Origin of the sequence: Dongia deserti (genome assembly GCF_003574735.1) — a bacterium.
GTDB lineage: Bacteria > Pseudomonadota > Alphaproteobacteria > Dongiales > Dongiaceae > Dongia_A > Dongia_A deserti.
This window is the reverse complement of record NZ_QORW01000001.1, coordinates 276,948-295,670: the sequence shown is the minus strand read 5'-3', so window position 1 is coordinate 295,670 and position 18,723 is coordinate 276,948. Positions and strand designations below refer to the sequence as shown.

The following is an 18,723-nucleotide window of genomic DNA, read 5'->3' as shown; positions in this document are numbered from 1 at the left end:
ATTCCTTAATGCGGCCGGCCTTATCCAGTAGATCCTGGATAAGGCGAGCCCGCGAGCATGGCCGAGACCTGGGATCTCTCTCTGCTGATCGACGCAACGACCAGGATTCACGATGCGCGCGGCATGACCGGGCAGTATCTGGGGCTGGAAGCGCGCTTCCTGCCTGAGCGGCTCTTCATCGATTTCGTCGATCCTTCCAATCGCGGCGCCTTCCGCCGCCGCCTGATCAAGATGCAGGCCCGCAAGCTCGATATCGTGCGCGTGCGTCTCATGACGGAAAGCGAAGGCTCGCAGGAATTCTTCGCCGCCCTCCGCGATTCCAAGATCGAGCAGCAATGGTGGCTGATGCTCGTGGCCAGCCTGCGTGACGAGACGCCGGCGCTCGCCGCGCTGGAACGGACGGGGCTGGCCGAGGGCGACGAATTCATGATGCTGGTCGAAAGCGCGGCGCGTCAGCTGAACGGCGAAGTGGACCTGATGCAGGTGCGAGCCGAACTGCTGACGGAGGAGGGCGCCGGCAAGACTCGGCCCGACGTGCGCGAGCGCCTGGAAAGCAAGTTCAATGAGATCGTCGCGGAGAACGCATACGACAACATCGCGACCCGACCGCAGCCCGGCGAATATCTGCTGTTGAAAGATCGCGCCAAGCCCGCGGCGGAGGTGCTGGACAAGCTCGGTGCCGCGGCGGAACGCATGTCGATCCCGCCGGCCGATCTGGGATTGGGCGCAAAGACGGTCCCCATGGAAACACTGGCAGGGGACTTCAGCCAAGCTAGTATCCAAGGTGTCGTCTTCGACCTGCGGCACGACCCGTCCCGGCCGGTGCAGGAATGGGACGTGGAGCCCGCGCCGCGATCCTGGATCAGGCCCGTGATCCGCAGTGCAGCGGCAGCCCTGTCCGGAATCCTGCCGTCTAGAACAAGTCGGTAGCGTCTTTGAGACACGGCCATTGCCTGTCACGCGGTGACAGGGTGGCACTGGCCTTCAGTTGGGCCGGCCAGACAATCGCCAAGTCTGGATCATCCCACGCGATGCCGCGCTCCGATTTGGGCTCGTAGGGAGCGGTCACCTTATAGGCGACCATCGAATCGGGCTCCAACGTCATGAAGCCGTGCGCAAAACCTTCCGGAACGAACATCTGCTTGCCGTCGCCGGCCGCGAGCTCAAGCGCGATGTGACGGCCGAAGCTCGGCGAACCCCGACGCAGGTCGACCGCGACGTCGAGGATCCGTCCGCGCAGCGCCTGCACCAGCTTGGCCTGTGCGAACGGCGGCATCTGATAGTGCAGCCCGCGCACGGTACCAGCTGGCGCCGAGTGTGACTGATTGTCCTGGATGAATGGTCGATCGCGCAGGATCGACCGCCAGTCCGCTTCCCTGAACGTCTCCATGAAGAAACCGCGGTTGTCGCCGTGCACCTTCAACTGCACCAGCTTCACGTCCGGTAAAGCGAGCTCTGTGATCTGCACAGGCAGAATCCCCTACGGCCAATGTACGTGTGATTAATCGACCGGATGGAACCGCACAAGCCGAAAGCGCGTATCTGGCCCTTGGCGGGCTTTCGGTCAGCTTGTATTGAAGGGAAGTAGGGTCACCAGGTGAATGGTCTGGGGGGAAGCATCGCGATGGCTTTCGGCCGCTTGCGAAAGTTGTTTCGGCGCGAGCCGACGCGGCAAGAGCTCTATCTGCGGCTCACACGCGGCCTCAATATAGAGCGCGACTATCAGAGCTGGATCGAGCTGTGGGAGAACTACGCGCCGCTGCAGGCCTTGCCCCGGTCGTCCCTGCCGCTTTCCATCCTGCTGGTTGGTTCCGGATCGGACAACGATCGCGCCTACTGGGACGAACTCGCCAGGTCGGGCAACGGGCCACAGCCGATTTGGCCGCCGGGGACCGACGCGCCGCTCAATGAGGCGCTGCCGCATGCGCTTCGAATTGCATCCGACTATCTAGTGATCCTGCATCCTTCGGATCGGCTGGCAGTTTCGGCGCCGCAGCGGCTTCTCGCGGCTTTCGATGCCGTTCCGGATGCACTCCTTATCTTCGGTGACGAGGATCAGATCGACGCAGCGGGTCGCCGCTTCGCGGCTTGGTTCAAACCGGATTTCGGCGAGGATCTGTTTTTGTCCCAGAACGGCTTCGGCCGTGCAGTGATTTTCCGCAAATCGGTGCTCGAGCGCCTGACACTTCCGGAGGCTGTCGATCTCGACGATGCGATCTACGATCTGGCGCTGCAGGCGATCGCGACCAGCGACAAAGATCCGCTTCACTGTCCCGGTATCCTCGTGCACGTGGCCGGGGACCCCACCGTGACGCCGAAGGCCCGCTCGCTCTACCTCTCCGGCGGCGCACGCCGCACGGCCGTGGAACGCTACATCACGCAGCGCCCCTCGCTCCCCGGCGCGACGGTCGAGGACTCTGGCGCCCACGGATTCCTGCGCCTGCGGCATCCTCTGCCCGATCCCCTGCCGCTGGTCTCCGTCGTCATTCCGACACGCGACCGCAAGGATCTGCTCGAGCTCTGCATCAAGGGTCTCGACGAGGCGACCAGCTACAGGAACAAGGAGATCATCGTCATCGACAATGACAGCACGGAAGAAGAGACCAAGACGTATTTCAAGGCGCTGTCGCAACGGCCCGACGTGCGCATTATCCCTGCGCCGGGCCCCTTCAACTACCCGCGACTGATCAATCTCGGGGCGGCCCAGGCCCGCGGCGAAATCCTGATGACGCTCAACAACGATATCGAAGCGTTCGAGCCGGACTGGCTGCACGAAATGGTGAGCCAAGTGTCGCGGCCGGGGGTGGGATTGGTCGGGTGCCTGCTGCTCTATCCCGATCGCAGCATTCAGCACGCTGGGGTGATCGTCGGGCTCAGCGGCGTTGCAGGTCATATGTATGGCGAAGCTGCTCCGGATGATCCGGGCTATGCCGGTCGAATCCTAGTGGCACAGGATTTGAGCGCCGTCACCGGCGCGTGCCAGGTGATGCGGCGATCCTTGTTCGAACAGCTTGGCGGGCTCGACGAGCGCCACCTTGCCGTCGCCTATAACGACATCGACTTCTGCCTGCGCGTGCGCGAGGCTGGTCTGCGCGTCATCTACACGCCGCATGCGCGGCTTCTGCATCGCCATTCGGCCAGCCGCGGCTCCGACATTCGCCCCGAGCGGCTCGTCAGTTTTGCCTGGGAACGCGAATATATGCGTGAGCGGTGGGCTCACGTGATCTTTGACGATCCGTTCTTCAATCCGAATCTGTCCTTGTCAGGCAAACGCGGGCGGCTGGCGACTGCGCCACGGCCCCGCATCTTCAAGAAGAACTAGGCGAGCAACGCTTTCAGATATTGGCCGTAGGTGGACGCGCGCATTTCGTGCGCCAGCTTGTCGAGCTGGGCGGCCGAGATGAAGTTGTTGCGGTAGGCCACTTCCTCGGGGCAGCCGATCATCTGGCCCTGGCGGTGGAAAATCGTTTGCACGTAATGGCAGGCTTCGAGCCAAGAATCGTGCGTGCCGGTGTCGAGCCAAGCATTGCCGGGCCCCAGTTTCTCGACGCGCAGCTGCCCAAGATCGAGATAGCGTTGATTGAGATCGGTGATCTCCAGTTCGCCACGCGCTGACGGTTTCAGGTCCGCGGCATAGTCCGACGCGCGCTGGTCATAGACATAGAGGCCAATGACGGCCCAGTTCGATTTGGGCTTCGCCGGCTTTTCCACCAGCCGCTGCGGCCGGCCCTCGGCATCGAACTCGATGATGCCGTAACGCTGCGGATCGGACACCCGATAAGCGAAATTGATGGCGCCGGTGCTGAAGGCACGGGCACGCGCCAGGCTCTGGAACAGACCCTCGCCATGGATGAAATTGTCGCCCAGGATGAGCGCGACCGCGCTGTCCTTGATGAAGTCCTGGCCGAGCAGCAGCGCTTGTGCGATCCCTTCGGGCTTCGGTTGGCGGCAATAGGAGATGTTGATGCCCCACCGCGTGCCGTCGCTGAGAAGATGGCGATAGCGTTCTTCATCCTCAGGCGTGGTCACCACCAGGATCTCGCGGATTCCCATCTGCATCAGGGTTGCGAGGGGGTAATAGACCATCGGCTTGTCGTAGAGCGGGATGAGCTGCTTCGATACCGCTTTCGTCGCGGGATAGAGGCGCGTGCCGCGGCCGCCGGATAGGACGATTCCTTTCATGGCTAGGCTTCCGCAACCCGGCGCTGATCGAGGCCGAGGCGCTCGCCGCCATAGCGGCCGGAGCGGAAGATGCTCTCCCACCATTCCTTGTGGTCGATATACCACTGCACCGTCGATTCCAATCCATCTGCCAGGGAGCGCTGCGGTCGCCAGCCGATCTCCGCCCGCACCTTCGACGGGTCGATGGCATAGCGGTGATCATGGCCCGGCCGGTCGACGACATGGGTGAGCAGAGAGCGGCTCGGCTGGTTGCGCGGGACCATGCGGTCGATCAGGTCGCAGATCATCTCGGCAAGGTCGAGGTTGCGGCGTTGCTCTTCCGCCCCGATCAAATATTTGCCGCCAACAGTGCCGAAGGCCAGAACGCCCAGCAAAGCGCGCGCATGGTCCTCCACATGTATCCAGTCGCGCACATTCGTGCCGCCGCCATAGATCGGCAGCTCCTGGCCCTTCATGGCGCGGATGATCAGAGTCGGAATGAACTTTTCCGGAAACTGGAAAGGGCCGTAGTTATTGCCGCAATTGGTGATCAGCGTGGGCACGCCGAACGTATGGCGCCACGCCGCCGCGAGATGATCCGAGGCCGCCTTGCTGGCGGAATAAGGGGACCGCGGATCATACCGGCTTTGCTCGTCGAACTGTCCGTCATTGCCCAGCGAGCCATAGACCTCGTCGGTAGAGACATGGACCAGCCGGAACGCCGCCCGCGCCGAATCGGACAGCTCGGCCAAGTGAGCGCGGCACGCCTCCAGCAGATTGAAGGTGCCCACGACGTTGCTCATGATGAAAGCCTGCGGCCCGTCGATCGACCGGTCGACATGCGATTCGGCTGCCAAATGGATCACGGCATCGGGGCGGTGACGCTGGAACACACCCGCCAAGGCTGACCGGTCGCAAAGATCGACTTGCTCGAACGTGTAGCGAGAATCGCGCCCCAGAAGCTCCAGAGCGGCCGGACTGGATGCGTAGCTGAGCTTGTCCAGATTGACGATTCGGCAGGCCGTCAGGTCCTGTAGCAGGCGGCACACGGCCGAGCCGATGAAACCAGCCCCTCCGGTTACCAAGACTGTGCGCTGTCCAAGGGCAAGGCGCAGGTCGTGATCGGTCAGGCTAGTTCTCTGGACGGTCATGAGATTTCCGCGGCCGCAATCAGAATCCGCAGGTTAATACCGTCGTTCGGCAGCTTAGTCCACCCTGTCAAAGTGCATAAAGGCTCTGGAATTGCAATATTTAAGCGTGCACAATGCCACCGCTTTACCACCATAGTCAGCGGTTATGTCCTTGAATTACATGGGGGGATTGAGTACTAGTCATCCTTCGGGTAAGAGCCCATCTCGCGCAGACATGCGTCTAGCGGGCGGGCGCACAAGAGTGGGTTGTCCGGCGGGGCGGGGTAAGAGCCGCTGGATCGGGCAGCGAGGGTAGCGGGATGACTCAAAGGTGGGGACGTAACGGCCGAGGCGTGTGGTTGCGTGCGCTGCCCATTCGAGCGGAGCGCCCCGGGGCCGGGGCGTGTCCATGCGCCTAGCCTGGATTGTCTCGGAGGCCGATCCGGCGGTCGCCAGCTTCCGCTACCGCTGTCTGATCCCCGCCTGGGCGCTGCATCAGATCGGGCACGACAGCGCGATTTTCATCGATCAATATCCCGATCCTGCCGCGTTCGATGCCTTGATCATCGTGAAGCAGGCCGGTGAGCGGCTTCACGAAGTGGCGCGTGCGTTCCGATCTCATGGGAGGGCGGTTTTTCTCGATCTATGCGACAACGTCTTCATTCCGGGCTATGCGCAGCGTCGCGATCCAAATCTGTCCGCTGAAAGCACGGCTGATCTAGCCCGCTATGCGGATGCCATCGTGACGCCCAGCCAGGCGCTTGAGCGGGTGGTGCGCCGGCACTTGGGGGACCTCATGGCCAGCCGGGTCGTGCCGGATGGCGCGATCACCCCTGATGCCTATCAGGCGATGTGCGCGTGGCTGCCGCGCTCGCTCGCTGCCGCGGCGCGCAGCGGGCCGTCCGGCGCACGCGATTTGCATGACGGAGGCATGTTCGACGTCGAATCAGACTGGCAGGTCGAACATCTGCCGGAGGACACTGCGCGCGTGCTCTGGTTCGGTCGCCACGGCAGCTTCCATTCCGAGTTCGGCATGGCGCTCCTGAGGCCGGTGATCGAAGAACTGGAACACGTGCATCGCGACCGGCCGATCGAGCTCGTCGTCATCAGCAACAACCGCGTCCGGTTCGATGCCCTCACCCATGGCGTGAAGATCTTCACGCGTTACGAGGCCTGGTCCAACGAGCGAGTGTTTTTCGAGTTGTCGCGCGCCGATCTGTTCGTCATGCCGAGCGGTACCGACGCGTTCTCGGTCTGCAAGTCCGCCAATCGCGCTGTACTCTCCCTGGCCAATAACGTGCCGGTGGTTGCCACGTATCTCGAGGCGCTGGAGCCCTTGCGCGACGTGATCATGCTCGACGATTGGCGCGCCGGCCTCGATGCCTACCTGTTCAGCCGCCACACCGCCAAAGAGCACCTGAGGCGCGCGCAACCCATCCTGGCGGAGCAGTTCAGCGTCGAGGCGATCGGCCGGCAGTGGCAGACCATTGTCGGCCGCGGTCGAGCCGAACTCTCGGAATCGAATTCTCATTGGCAGCCGGCTGCCCAGATGGCCTGAGCGGACCCACACAAGCGAAGAACCAGGATATGGCGAGGAACAAACCAAAGAAGCCGGGTCTGCTGCGCTCCACGCTCACATCGCTGCGAGCAGTTCCGCCGCTGCAGCGTTCCATCGTGATTGTCGGCGTTTGCGTGGCGAGCGTCTTTGAACTCGTGGGATTTGCGGCCATCATTCCGCTGTTCTCGGTCATGAGCCCGGATATGGATCTGGAGCCGGGCGGCCGGCGAGCGCTGATCCACAACGCGCTCGAGAAGGCCTTCACGACCATCGGCCTGCCGATGAATCTGGTGACGCTGTTGCTCACGATCGTGCTTTTCATGGTGGTCAAGGCCGCCGTCAGCATTGTCGTGACGCGCTATGTCGCGAACGTCATGGCACGGATCAACACCCGAGCCAGGCTCGATGTCATCCGAACCCTGATGCAAGCGCGGTGGAGCTTCTATGCGCGCCAGAGACTGAGCCGCCTCGTCGCGGCCGCCGGCGAGAGCTCTAATGCGGCCGGCGATGCGTTCCAGCTTGGTACCGAGATGCTGACGGCGTTCCTCCGCATCTTCATCTACCTGTTGATCTGCTACGTCATCGCGCCGGCCATGGTGCTGGTGGCAGCGGCGGTCGCTGCCATCATGGCGATCTCTTACGGGGCGCTGGTCCGGCAGTCCAAGCGCGCAGCGAAGGGGCAAAGCCGGGCCATGCGTCACATGAAGGCGGACTTGACGGACGTCTTCATCGGCATCAAGTCGATCCGCGCCATGGGGCGACAAGCGCAGATGTCGAAGCTCCTCGCCAAAGACAGCCGCGCACTCGACAGCAGCATGAAAACCCGCGTCCTGTCGGCGGAGTATGCCGAGGAACTCCAGGCTCCGCTAATCGCGATCTGCATGGTTCTAGGCCTGCTAGGCGGCAGCCAGCTGCTGCATCTCGGCGGGCATGAACTGCTGCTTGCCGCGATTCTGCTGGTGCGCCTGGTCAATACGTTCGGGTTCGTGCAGCGCGGCAGTCAGCGGCTCACGACGGCCCAGGTCTGGCTGAGCTCGGCCAGGAGCCTTGTCGATGCCGCCGCGGCAAGTCAGGAGCAGCTGACCGGCAGCAAGATCCCCGACCCCGCCGCCGGAATCCGCTTCGAGGGTGTTTCGTTCAAGCATGCCGATGGCCAGGAACTGTTGTCCAAGGTCGACTTCACCGTGGAGGCGGGCAAGGTCACAGCTCTGATCGGCGCATCGGGCGTCGGCAAGACGACGACGCTGGATCTCATGCTTGGGCTGCTTCCACCGCGTTCTGGCAAGCTGTTCTTGGGTGGCGTGGACAGCTCCGAAGTGGACGTCGCGAAATGGCGGCAATTGATCGGCTATGTGCCGCAGGATGTCACCCTGTTCCATGACAGCGTGCGCAACAATGTCGCCCTGGGGGAGACGCGGTTCAGCGATACGGAGGTCTGGCAGGCGTTACATGCAGCCGGCGCCGGAGAGTTCGTCAAGGATCTGCCGAACGGGCTCGACCATATTGTCGGTGAGCGCGGCCAGATGATCTCCGGTGGGCAGCGTCAGCGCATCGCGCTGGCCCGTGCGCTGTTGAACCGGCCGGCGATCCTGGTCCTCGATGAGGCGACCGCAGGCCTCGACCGCGAATCGGAAGATGCGATCTGCACGCGGATTCGCGAGATGGTGCGGGATGAAGGCTTGACGGTGATCGCGGTCAGCCACGGCGATGCCTGGCGGCAGATGGCGGACCGCATCTACAAGATTTCGGGCGGTAATGTCGCGGCCATAGAGCCCGGTATCCCAGCCGAGGTGGTGCCGATTTCCAAGGCCAACCCCGCATTCAGCGCGTAATCGGTCCGTGCCGAAGATCGTCGTCATCGGCGAGAGCGGTCAACTTGCGCAGTCGCTGCGGGCGCTGCATTGGCCCTCTGGCTTCACGCTCGCTTTGCATGGGCGCAGGTCGCTGAAGGGCAATCTCGAAGCGGACCTGCTCCGGGACGTGCTTCGGACGGAAGGTGCTCACCTGGTGGTGAACGCCGCTGCCTACACGGCGGTCGACCACGCGGAGAGCGAACCGCAAGCTGCTTCGGCGCTCAATGCGCGGCTGCCCCAGACGCTGGCGGCCGCGTGCGCCGAGCTGGATCTTCCGCTGGTGCACAGCTCGACGGACTATGTCTTCGATGGGCAGAAGGGCGCACCCTACGTAGAGACGGACGCGCCCAATCCGCTTAGCGTGTACGGCCAGACCAAGCTCCAGGGCGAGCGCGCGATCGAGCAGGCGGGGGCGCTTCGCCGCTGGGCGATCTTGCGTGCCTCGTGGGTCGTGAGCGAAGTCGGTGACACGTTCCCGGTCAAGCTGCTGCGCCGCGCCCGCGCGGGGGAAGCTCTGCGCGTGGTCAATGATCAATGGGGTTGTCCGACCGTCGCATCGGACTTGGCCCGCGCAATACAGGAGGTCGCGCTGCGGCAGCTGGATGGCGAAGGTGCGGCCTGCGGCCTGTTCCACTTCTGCGGCGCTTCGGATATGAGCTGGTACGGCTTCGCAGAGAGAGTGCTGGCGGCCGCAAAAAAGACCGGGCTGAAACCACCACCACTGCAAGCAATCACAACGGCCGAATTGAATGCGCCGGCGCGCCGCCCGCTCTATTCAGTGCTGTCCTGCGCGCGCATCAGGCAGTCCCTTGGGCTGTCCGCTGTCGCAATCGAAAGCGATCTGGATCGTATGGTGCGGTCAATCCTGGCGCGCTAGCTGGGACGATTGCCATCCGAGCCATAATGAAAGATCTCCCAGCGCACCTTCGCCCATCGATAGGCGTCCATGAGGGCGATGGCGTGGATGAAGAATCCACCGGCATAGCGCCCGAAGATCGAAACGTCGGGCGCAGCGTACTTGGACGTGACATAGCCGAGTGCCACGGTCGTGAACGCAAACAGCAGGCCGCGCACGGGCTGATTATTCATGATCTGCCCAATCCCGGGCAGGACGATCGCGACCGCCAGCACCAGCAGCGGATGGAACGGCGGCTTGATCGGCTTCTGTCCTGGCATTGGCGCTTTGGTCATGCGGGCTTCCTGCTGGCCGCCAAGTTCTCATAAAGTGCGATGGTCCTGTCCATCAGATCCCTCAGGGTCTCCCGATCCACAGACGCGTGCTCGAACTCGGCCTGGCGCAGCACCAGATACTCCGCGCGTCGGGCCTGATCCAGCATGTGGACCACGCGCGTGCCCTTGGCCGTGACCAGCAATTCCTTGGTCGCGGGGCGGGCGAACACGGACATATGCCGATCGACAACCGACAGATCGGGCGCGCGCTGCGGGTCGTCGGTTCGTACCAGCGCATCGGAGGGCCACCCAGGCAACGGCGCCAACGCGTGTGGCAGGTCATTGGCCGGCGAATAGAACTCGGCGTTCTGCGAGCGCACCAGGATGTCGAGCGTCGCTGTGCCGGGCAGGGAAGCCAGCAGCGACACCCGTAGCCACAGCACGGGAAGCTTCCTGAAGGTCAGCGTGTCGACGATCGCATCGATATGAAAGCTTCGTCCACGATACTCGCCGGTCAGCACGGGATAGTCGATGCCGTGCTGCGTCACGCGATATGCGGAGAAGAGATCATAGGCAGGCGTGAAGAGCCCGGCTCGGCGGCTTCGGACCGCCAAGCGATTGCGGCGATACATGATCGCCAGCACAGCGATTCCGGCGGCGGCTAGCGCGAGGATTATGAACCAGACGGTGCTACCCGACATTCGACCCGTTGTTGATTGCTCGTCTGCTTATTTGGCCTAACCCCAATGAGCACGGCCGGCAGGGAACCCTGCCGGCCGTGCTGGCTCGCTCAAGGAAGGATCAATAACCCTTCGGTCGCGGCCACGCCATCGTGAACTGGTCGCCGCGCCGCACATATTTGTAGCGGAAGACGACAAACCAGATCGAGGCCACGACGTAAAACACCATCATGGCCAGGAGCTGCGTTCCGAAACCCAGATAGACCGCAACGTACGTCGCGATGCAGAGCACCAGCAACGTGATCGCCGGCAAGGGGTGGAACGGATGGACGTAACCGCGCTTGATCGACCCCAGCGGCCATTTCGCCCGGAAGCGGAACATGTTGATCGGCATGAACGTGTAGCCGAGCAGGCCGGAGAGGATCGAAAAGGTGACGACCGGCGCCAGCAATCCCAGGAACCCGAACGCCGCCGCGATCGGGATCAGGAAGATGATGGCGCGGAACGGTGTCCGATAGACCGGATGAACTGCGGCGAAATATTCCGGCAGGTAGCGGTCCCGGCCCATGGAGAACCAGGCCCGTGCCGCATCATTGATGCAGCCGTTTGCCGAGGCAAGAGCCGAGAAGACGGTGCCGACCCACAGGAGCACGATGAGGAACGTGCTGCCGGACATCAGCGAGGCGTCATAAAGCGGAGCCAGGGCCGTGCCGAGATACTCCCAGGGCAGCGTGCCGGAGCATACATACCAAGTGAGCGCGGCGGCGATCAGGAGCGTGATCATGCCCGTCATAGTACCAAGCGGCAAAGAGCGGCCGCAGGAGCGGACCTCTTCCGCAGCCTGGCACGTGCCTTCAATGCCGAGGTAGTACCAGATCGCGAACTGGAAAGCCGCCAGGACGCCCATCCACCCGTAGGGCAATTCGCCCATGCCGAGGCCGCCATGCTGCAATGTCTCGCTGGTGCCGATCCCGAACTGATAAGCGATGACGAGCACGATGATCGAGATGAAGGCGACGGCGGTGATCAGGAAGTTCACCGTCAGGGTCATGAACACCCCGCGGTAATTGAGGAAGGCAAGGACGGAGACGGCCAGCAGCACGAACGGCCTTGTGTCGACCGTGCCCTGTTCCGCGCCCAGATTTTCGGCCGCAATCCGCACCAAGTCGCCGAACACGAAGATGTCGGCCGCTTCCAGCATGGTATAGGCCAGGACAAGATAGAGGCCGACATTGAAGGCCATCAGTGGCCCCGTCGTGTGCTTCGCCTGCGTGTACTGTCCGCCGGCAGCGGCCACGGTCGATGTAACCTCCGAATCCAGCATCGCGACGCAGGTGTAGAGCAGGCCGATGATCCAGCACGCGATCAGCGAGCCCAAAGCGCCGCCCTTCTCCACGGAGAAGTTCCAGCCCATGAACTCGCCGACCAGGACGATACCAACGCCCAGAGCCCAGACATGGACCGGACCCAGGACCTTGACGAGATTGATCTTGGTCGGCTGTGCGCCGCCAACAGTTGTGTCGACCATTGCGCTCACCGTACCCGATCGTGATGCTGGAGCAGTTCGTCCACGCCTTCTTGAGAGCTGGCGAGGACATCTTCATTGAATTTGCGTCCGGTCCGGATAGCGTCTAACACCATCCAGCCGAGCAACGCGATGGACACGAGCCAGGCCGCGGCCTGCAGCCAATCCCACGGGCCGCGGAACTGCAGAAAATCGAGCATGCTTATCTCCTTCGACCCAAATCAGGAGCGGTTGCCGAACTTCTCGGCGATGACTTCGCGGTATTCCTTGTCCGATTGCCTCACCAGGAACAGGAAATATCCACCGATGGCGGCGAGCGTCAGGATCAGCCACAGCCAGTCGAACGAGTAGTCGTAGCGCTTGGTGATCGCTTCCGCTGCAGCCTGGAGGTCGTAGCCGAGCTTGCTCCACTGGGCCTGCATGACTTCGTTCTGCTGCAGGGCTTCCCAGGTCAGATTCTCGAAGGTGACTGTTCCATCGGCGGCGATTGTCTTGATCAGCCCGCTGTCGTTCTTGAGCACAACGCCGCCATCGGCCGTTTGCTCGACCGCATAATTCCCCGGCAGCCAGTCGCCCTTCTCGGCGCCGGCCAACTCCATCTCCAGCGGAATGAAAAGAGCCAGGAATACCAGAATAAGAATTACAGCCGCATCGATCAGCTGTCCCAAGCGGGACTGCTTCGGCGGCTGGTACACTTGTGCCATGCCATCCTCCCTGATGAACGCCTCGAACCGACCCAACGGTCAGTGCCGCGCGTCCAGATGCTTGATGTCGAGTTCGTAGATCGCGTTCTTGTCGTGCGAATAGTGGCTGATCATCGCCCCGATCGAGGCGGTATTGAAAATACCCACCAGCACCGCGGCGATGGCCGCGACGATCTTCGCCGTGCCGTCGACGATGAAACCGGAAACGGCAAAATAGACGAAGGCAAGAACGACCCAGAGCACGATGACGAATCCCCATGCCCACAACCGGTCACGGCCGAACATCCGGTCAACACGGGATTGCATTGATTGGCCGGCAAGAACTTCTTCCGCCATACTTTTGACTCCCCTGATCCAACCGACCCGGCGCCTTTGCGGCGTCTTGATCGAGCCGTTCTCTGCGACAATTCGTATGTTTGCACGAGATTGGAGAATCCACTAGCAGGAAATTTTTTTGAATGACCAGAAATCGGCATTTCACGGCCGCTTTTCCGTCGAACGGTCGCGCGTCGACTATTTCAAAAGGCTAAGGTGCGTCGATCGGACACAGTGGCGGAACCGCGGCAAAAAGAAAGCGCCGGCATTTTTTGCCGGCGCTTGAAGCGATGTTCGCTGGCGCGTCTGCTACATGGTCCGCAGCACGTGCTCTCCTTTGAGAGCCCGGTCCATCTTGTCTGGACTCCTCAGGATCTCGAGATCGTCGCTGTAGTTTGACGCTTCCATCCGCCACTGCAGCACGTGCCAGCCGATCCAGAACACCAGACCGACGATGAACAGGAACATCTCCGAGCCCACGAAAGGATAGAGCGGTCCGATATCGGTCATCGTACCGTGCCAGTTTTCGAAATTGCCGGTAGACATGATTTCCTCCAACCGTAGTGTTTAGCGGATAACGCCTGCGCGCCGGGCTTCGTCCAGCTCGGCCCGGTTGACGTCGTCCTCGTTCTCGTAGCGCGCCGCATATTCCGAAAGATCGAGCCCAACGAGTTCGATCTCGCGCGGGATGCGCAGCACATTCATCGCTTTCATGATTCCGGCCAGGATGTAAGCGGGCAGGAAACCCAGGACGAAGAACATGATGATCGCGCCGATGAAGTTGCCCCAGGGCGTGATCAGCACGTCGTACTTCTGAGACGCCGGATAGCCCCAAAGCATGAAGCCCGCCACGACCACGCCGAGGAAGCCTCCATAGCCGTGCACCGCAACGGCACCGACCGCATCGTCGATCTTGAACCGCCGCTCCACCCAGTAGTGCATCTTGTAGGAGATCGCCGCCACGACGGCGGCAATGAGCATGGCCTGGATCGGGTGATAGAGATCATTGCCAGCCGATGCGCCAATGATCCCGCACAGGCCCGAGGAATAGGTCCAGAAGGCATCGCCGCGGGAGACGATGTAGCCGGCCAGCAAACCGCCGGATAGCGACATCAGGAAGTTGAACGTGATCGCCGACAAGGTAGTCGGCGTCAGGTAGATGTTGGTGGCCGAATAGAAGACCCCTTCACCTTCCTGAACGTCGATGATCGGAATGTTGCACGCGACGTAGAAGCCCCAGAAACCCGTATAGATCAGGAACAATCCGATCGTGATCAGCCAGGGGTTTTGCGGCACGATATTGCGTGGCGTCCCGTCGGCCCGGAACTTGCCGATTCGTGGACCAAGGTGGATCAGGACTGCCAACGCTGCGCCACCCGCGATCGCGTGGATCACGCCCGAGGCATAGGCGTCGTGGTATCCCAGCAGCTGGACCATCCATCCATCCGGGTGCCAGCCCCAGGCCGCATCAATGATCCAAGTGAAGGAGCCGACCGCGACGGCGATCAGCCAGAAGGAGCCTGACCGGATGCGCTCGATGACGGCGCCGGAGACGATCGATGCCGCGGTCCAGGAGAACAGCAGGAACGCAGCCCAGAACACGCCGTTGATGCGGGCCCAGAATGCCGTATCTTCAGCGGTGATGTCGGTTCCTGCTGGCGCGCCGCCCATGTGGGCGCCCATCAGTTCATTCCAAGGCTCCGCCCAGGGCGACGAAATCAGGCCGCCAAGGATCCCGGGCCCGTTCGGGAACGCGAAATAGATCCACCAGCCGAAGAAGAAGAACGTGATGGTGACCAGCGGGATCAGCATCGTGTTCTTCATCAGCGTGTGCATGTGGTTCTTCCGCCGCGAGGCGCCGACTTCGTACATGCAGAAGCCGATATGGATCAGGAACATAAGAACGACGGTGATCCAGTAGTAGAACTCGGTGAAGATGATCGTCAGTGCGCCGATATCGGTATCCATGGCTCCCCCTCTACCGATCTTGGCCTTTCCAGATGAGAAGGCCCCATGGCCGGACCCAAGGCTCGCCGGCCGAGAGAGTTACCGAGATGCCGCCGAGAGGCGGGCGTTCCCCACATATGTCTTGTGTGTTCTTTGGTCGCAGTATGCCAGACTTAGTGCGCCTTAACTAGCTGTAAAAAAAGTTTCTTGACTTAGGCGACGCCGAGTCGGCACAGCCGAGAATAAAGAAGGAGTGGCGCCGCTACGCCGCTCTTTATGTCGATTTCGAGTTAGTGCCGCATCAGCAGTCCAGGCTGTTCTGTCGCTCCCACTCGGTCAGGTGACGCGTGTAGGAATTCCATTCTGTCATCTTCATCGAGCAGTACGACTCGACAAAGCTGCCGCCGAAATAGGCGCGCAGCGATTCGCTTTTCTCCGTGACGCGGATCGCATCGAGCAGGTTGAGCGGCAGTTTGCGGCCGTTCTTCACCTTGTGGCCCTCGGTATACATGTTGATGTCGAGGCGCTCGCCAGGGTCGCGGTCGTTGTCGATGCCGTCGAGTCCCGCTGCCAAAATGCCGGCCTGCAGCAGATACGGGTTGGTCGCTCCGTCCGCGAGGCGCAGCTCGAACCGCCCGGCATCTGGAATGCGCACCATGTGGGAGCGGTTGTTTCCCGAATAGGTGATTGTATTGGGCGCCCAGGTCGCGCCCGAGACAGTGCGTGGGGCGTTGATGCGCTTGTAGGAATTGACCGTCGGATTGAAGATGGAGCACAGCGCCTCGGCGTTGTGCATGATGCCGCCCAGAAACTGGTAGGCCAGCTTCGAGAGGCCCAGCTCGCCCTTGGCATCGGCGAACAGATTGGTCTTGCCGCTTTTGTCCCAGACCGAGACATGGGCATGGCAGCCACTGCCGGTCAGGTTAATGAACGGCTTGGGCATGAAGGTCGCACGCAGCCCATGCTTTTCGGCAATCGTCTTGGCCATGTACTTGAAGAAGACGTGGCGGTCCGCGGTCAACAGGCAATCGTCGTAGTGCCAGTTCATCTCGAACTGGCCGTTCGCGTCCTCGTGGTCGTTCTGATAAGGCTTCCAGCCCAGCGCCAGCATCGAGTCGCAGATCTCGGTGATGATGTCGTAGCGGCGCATCAGCGCCTGCTGGTCGTAGCAGGGCTTCTCTTGCGTGTCGGCGCCATCGGCCAAGCTCCTGCCGTCGGGCGTCGTCAGGAAGAACTCGCATTCCACGCCGCTCTTCATGCGCTGGCCCTTCTTGTCGGCCAGGGCGATCATCCGTTTCAGCTGCGCGCGCGGGCTGTCGGCGACTTCCTTGCCGTCCATCCACAGGTCGCTGGCCAGCCAGCCCACTTCCGGCTTCCAGGGCAGCTGGATGAGGCTGGCCGGGTCCGGTTTGGCAAACAGGTCCGGATGCGCCGGCGTCATGTCCAGCCAGGTCGCGAAGCCGGCAAAGCCGGCCCCATCGCGCTGCATATCCGCAATGGCGGCGGCCGGCGCCAGCTTGGCACGCAGCACGCCGAACAGGTCAGTGTAGCTGATCAGAAAATATTTGATCTGTCGCTCTTTGGCGATCTCGGCAAGATCGGCGGTCACGGAAAACCTCCCCTCAACGCGTTATCGATCAGGGCTGTCGCGAGATTACATCCCGTTCTTGCCCGGTATCCAGTTGGTTCCGGCGAGCGGCACGCCCGCCATGGCAGCCGCCTCGACGGTCAACGCGACCAGGTCGTCCGGCTCCAGATTGTGGACATGGCTCTTGCCGCAGGCGCGCGCGATGATCTGGGTCTCCATGGTCAGGACCGCCAGATAATTGGCGAGGCGTTTGCCCGCCTTCACGGGATCGAGCCGCTTGGAAAGCTCCGGATCCTGGGTGGTGATGCCGGCGGGGTCGCGGCCCTCGTGCCAATCGTCATAGCAGCCGGCAGTGGTGCCGAGCTTCTTGTATTCCTCTTCCCAATGTGGGTCGTTGTCGCCGAGGGCGATCAGCGCGGCCGTGCCGATTGCGACCGCATCGGCACCCAGCGCCAGTGCCTTCGCCACGTCCGCCCCGTTGCGGATGCCGCCGGAGACGATCAGTTGCACCTTGCGGTGCATGTCGAGGTCCTGCAGCGCCTGCACCGCCGGGCGAATCGCGGCGAGGATCGGCAGGCCGACATGCTCGATGAACACGTCCTGCGTTGCCGCCGTCCCACCCTGCATGCCGTCCAGCACGACCACATCGGCACCCGACTTCACGGCCAGGGCGGTGTCAAAATAGGGCCGCGTCGCGCCGACCTTTACATAGATCGGCTTTTCCCAATCGGTGATCTCGCGCAGCTCCTGGATCTTGATCGTGAGGTCGTCGGGTCCGGTCCAATCCGGATGGCGGCAAGCGGAGCGCTGGTCGATGCCGACCGGCAGCGTGCGCATCTTGGCCACGCGCTCGGTGATCTTCTGGCCCAGCAGCATGCCACCACCGCCGGGCTTCGCGCCCTGGCCCACGACCACTTCGATCGCGTCGGCCTTGCGCAGATCGTCCGGATTCATGCCGTAGCGCGAGGGCAGCAGCTGATAGACCAGGATCTTGGAGGAGATGCGTTCTTCCGGCGTCATGCCGCCGTCGCCGGTGGTTGTGCTGGTGCCCATCTGCGTGGCGCCGCGACCGAGCGCTTCCTTGGCGTTGCCGGACAGCGCGCCGAAGCTCATGCCGGCGATGGTGACGGGGATCTTGAGGTGGATGGGCTTCTTGGCAAAGCGGGTGCCCAGCACGATGTCGGTGCCGCACTTCTCCCGATAGCCTTCCAGCGGATAGCGCGAGATCGATGCGCCGAGGAACAGCAGATCGTCGAAATGCGGCACCTTGCGCTTGGCGCCGGCGCCGCGGATGTCATAAATGCCGGTCTGGGCGGCGCGATGGATCTCGGCAACCGAGTGCGGGTCGAACGTCGCCGACCAGCGCGGCGGCGTGTAGAAGGGCGTGGAGCTCATGAGGGTTGTTCCTCAGTACGCGTCGACATTGTCGACGTGGAAGTTGTAGAGCTTGCGAGCGGAGCCGAAGCGCTTGAACTTGCTGGGATCGCCGTTGATTCCGGCGCGTTTCAGCAGGCGTTCCAACTTCGCGAGGTGGTGCGGCGTCATCTTCTTCTCGACGCAATCGGCGCCCAGGCTTTCGACCTTGCCCTGCACATAGATGCGCGCCTCGTAGAGCGAGTCGCCCAGATTTGCGCCGGCATCGCCGCACACCACGAGCGAGCCTGCCTGCGCCATGAAGGCGCTCATCGCCCCGACGCTGCCGCCGACCACGATGTCGACGCCCTTCATGGAAATGCCGCAGCGCGTGCCCGCATCGCCCTCGATGACGATGAGGCCGCCTTGGCCGGTGGCGCCGGCGGCGGCGCTGGCGTTGCCCTTCACCCGCACTTCTCCGGACATGATGTTCTCGGCCAGGCCCACGCCGCACTGGCCGTTGACGACGATGGTGGCTTCCTGGTTCATGCCGCCGCAGTAGTAGCCGATATGACCGTCGATCTGGACCTCGATGGGCTTCGTCAGGCCGACGGCGCAGGCGTGCTCGCCGTGGACGTTGATCAGCTTCCAGAGCCGTTCGTTGGTATCGTTGGGCAACTTCTGGAGGCGGCTATTGACCTCGCGCAGCGGGGTCCTGGACAAGTCGATGACGTTCATC

Annotated in this window: 19 protein-coding genes; 5 read left to right on the top strand and 14 right to left on the bottom strand. The window is 62.4% G+C overall.

Translation table 11 applies throughout. The features are described from left to right. Positions 1–57 precede the first annotated feature (57 nt). A complete protein-coding gene (locus DTX69_RS01465) occupies positions 58–930 on the top strand; it encodes a hypothetical protein (protein ID WP_119299708.1) in 873 nt (290 codons plus the stop codon). Here the strand turns inward: DTX69_RS01465 and rfbC are convergent. Next, positions 914–1,468, bottom strand: coding sequence for a dTDP-4-dehydrorhamnose 3,5-epimerase (rfbC, locus tag DTX69_RS01460; protein WP_119299707.1), 555 nt, complete (start codon positions 1,466–1,468; stop codon positions 914–916). The genes DTX69_RS01465 and rfbC overlap by 17 nt on opposite strands. Positions 1,469–1,624: 156 nt before the next feature. On the opposite strand from rfbC, the gene DTX69_RS01455 reads away from it, so the two are divergent. Beyond that, positions 1,625–3,322 carry a glycosyltransferase family 2 protein gene (locus tag DTX69_RS01455; RefSeq protein WP_119299706.1) on the top strand — a complete coding sequence of 566 codons (1,698 nt, stop codon included), beginning with the start codon at positions 1,625–1,627 and terminating at the stop codon, positions 3,320–3,322. Here the strand turns inward: DTX69_RS01455 and rfbA are convergent. Then, positions 3,319–4,182 (bottom strand): glucose-1-phosphate thymidylyltransferase RfbA, encoded by an 864-nt coding sequence (gene rfbA / locus DTX69_RS01450; protein ID WP_119299705.1) that lies wholly within the window; start codon positions 4,180–4,182, stop codon positions 3,319–3,321. The genes DTX69_RS01455 and rfbA overlap by 4 nt on opposite strands. 2 nt (positions 4,183–4,184) lie before the next feature. Next, on the bottom strand, positions 4,185–5,312 hold the full coding sequence (gene rfbB / locus DTX69_RS01445; protein ID WP_119299704.1) for a dTDP-glucose 4,6-dehydratase: 1,128 nt from the start codon (positions 5,310–5,312) through the stop codon (positions 4,185–4,187). A gap of 388 nt (positions 5,313–5,700) precedes the next feature. On the opposite strand from rfbB, the gene DTX69_RS01440 reads away from it, so the two are divergent. The 3 genes from DTX69_RS01440 to rfbD are packed head-to-tail and all read left to right on the top strand — an operon-like array spanning position 5,701 to position 9,579. Continuing rightward, positions 5,701–6,849, top strand: a complete 1,149-nt coding sequence (locus tag DTX69_RS01440; protein WP_119299703.1) for a glycosyltransferase family 4 protein — start codon at positions 5,701–5,703, stop codon at positions 6,847–6,849. A gap of 29 nt (positions 6,850–6,878) precedes the next feature. Beyond that, a complete protein-coding gene (locus DTX69_RS01435) occupies positions 6,879–8,681 on the top strand; it encodes an ABC transporter ATP-binding protein (protein ID WP_162916499.1) in 1,803 nt (600 codons plus the stop codon). A 7-nt stretch (positions 8,682–8,688) separates the two neighbouring features. Next, positions 8,689–9,579 carry a dTDP-4-dehydrorhamnose reductase gene (rfbD, locus tag DTX69_RS01430; RefSeq protein WP_119299701.1) on the top strand — a complete coding sequence of 297 codons (891 nt, stop codon included), beginning with the start codon at positions 8,689–8,691 and terminating at the stop codon, positions 9,577–9,579. Here the strand turns inward: rfbD and DTX69_RS01425 are convergent. The 11 genes from DTX69_RS01425 to DTX69_RS01375 form a co-directional block, all read right to left on the bottom strand. Continuing rightward, positions 9,576–9,893, bottom strand: coding sequence for a hypothetical protein (locus DTX69_RS01425; protein WP_284735480.1), 318 nt, complete (start codon positions 9,891–9,893; stop codon positions 9,576–9,578). The genes rfbD and DTX69_RS01425 overlap by 4 nt on opposite strands. Further along, the gene (locus DTX69_RS01420) at positions 9,890–10,573 is read right to left on the bottom strand and encodes a hypothetical protein (RefSeq protein WP_119299700.1); all 684 of its coding nucleotides are present in this window, start codon (positions 10,571–10,573) and stop codon (positions 9,890–9,892) included. Before DTX69_RS01420 ends, DTX69_RS01425 begins: the two co-directional genes overlap by 4 nt. Positions 10,574–10,673: 100 nt before the next feature. Beyond that, on the bottom strand, positions 10,674–12,080 hold the full coding sequence (locus DTX69_RS01415; RefSeq protein ID WP_119299699.1) for an APC family permease: 1,407 nt from the start codon (positions 12,078–12,080) through the stop codon (positions 10,674–10,676). Between the two features lie 5 nt (positions 12,081–12,085). Next, complete coding sequence (locus DTX69_RS01410; RefSeq protein ID WP_119299698.1) at positions 12,086–12,277, bottom strand: hypothetical protein; 192 nt, start codon at positions 12,275–12,277, stop codon at positions 12,086–12,088. Positions 12,278–12,298: 21 nt separating this feature from the next. After that, positions 12,299–12,781 carry a hypothetical protein gene (locus DTX69_RS01405; protein WP_119300019.1) on the bottom strand — a complete coding sequence of 161 codons (483 nt, stop codon included), beginning with the start codon at positions 12,779–12,781 and terminating at the stop codon, positions 12,299–12,301. Between the two features lie 39 nt (positions 12,782–12,820). Further along, the gene (locus tag DTX69_RS01400) at positions 12,821–13,117 is read right to left on the bottom strand and encodes a hypothetical protein (RefSeq protein WP_284735479.1); all 297 of its coding nucleotides are present in this window, start codon (positions 13,115–13,117) and stop codon (positions 12,821–12,823) included. A gap of 288 nt (positions 13,118–13,405) precedes the next feature. Continuing rightward, positions 13,406–13,642, bottom strand: coding sequence for a hypothetical protein (locus DTX69_RS01395; RefSeq protein ID WP_119299696.1), 237 nt, complete (start codon positions 13,640–13,642; stop codon positions 13,406–13,408). Between the two features lie 21 nt (positions 13,643–13,663). After that, on the bottom strand, positions 13,664–15,064 hold the full coding sequence (locus tag DTX69_RS01390) for an ammonium transporter (protein WP_119299695.1): 1,401 nt from the start codon (positions 15,062–15,064) through the stop codon (positions 13,664–13,666). 280 nt (positions 15,065–15,344) lie between these two features. Continuing rightward, positions 15,345–16,652, bottom strand: coding sequence for a type III glutamate--ammonia ligase (gene glnT / locus DTX69_RS01385; protein ID WP_119299694.1), 1,308 nt, complete (start codon positions 16,650–16,652; stop codon positions 15,345–15,347). A 45-nt stretch (positions 16,653–16,697) separates the two neighbouring features. Next, a complete protein-coding gene (locus DTX69_RS01380) occupies positions 16,698–18,026 on the bottom strand; it encodes an FMN-binding glutamate synthase family protein (RefSeq protein ID WP_119299693.1) in 1,329 nt (442 codons plus the stop codon). A 12-nt stretch (positions 18,027–18,038) separates the two neighbouring features. Beyond that, positions 18,039–18,722: a GltB/FmdC/FwdC-like GXGXG domain-containing protein gene (locus DTX69_RS01375; protein ID WP_119299692.1), complete on the bottom strand. Its 684-nt coding sequence runs from the start codon at positions 18,720–18,722 to the stop codon at positions 18,039–18,041. Position 18,723: the final 1 nt, after the last annotated feature.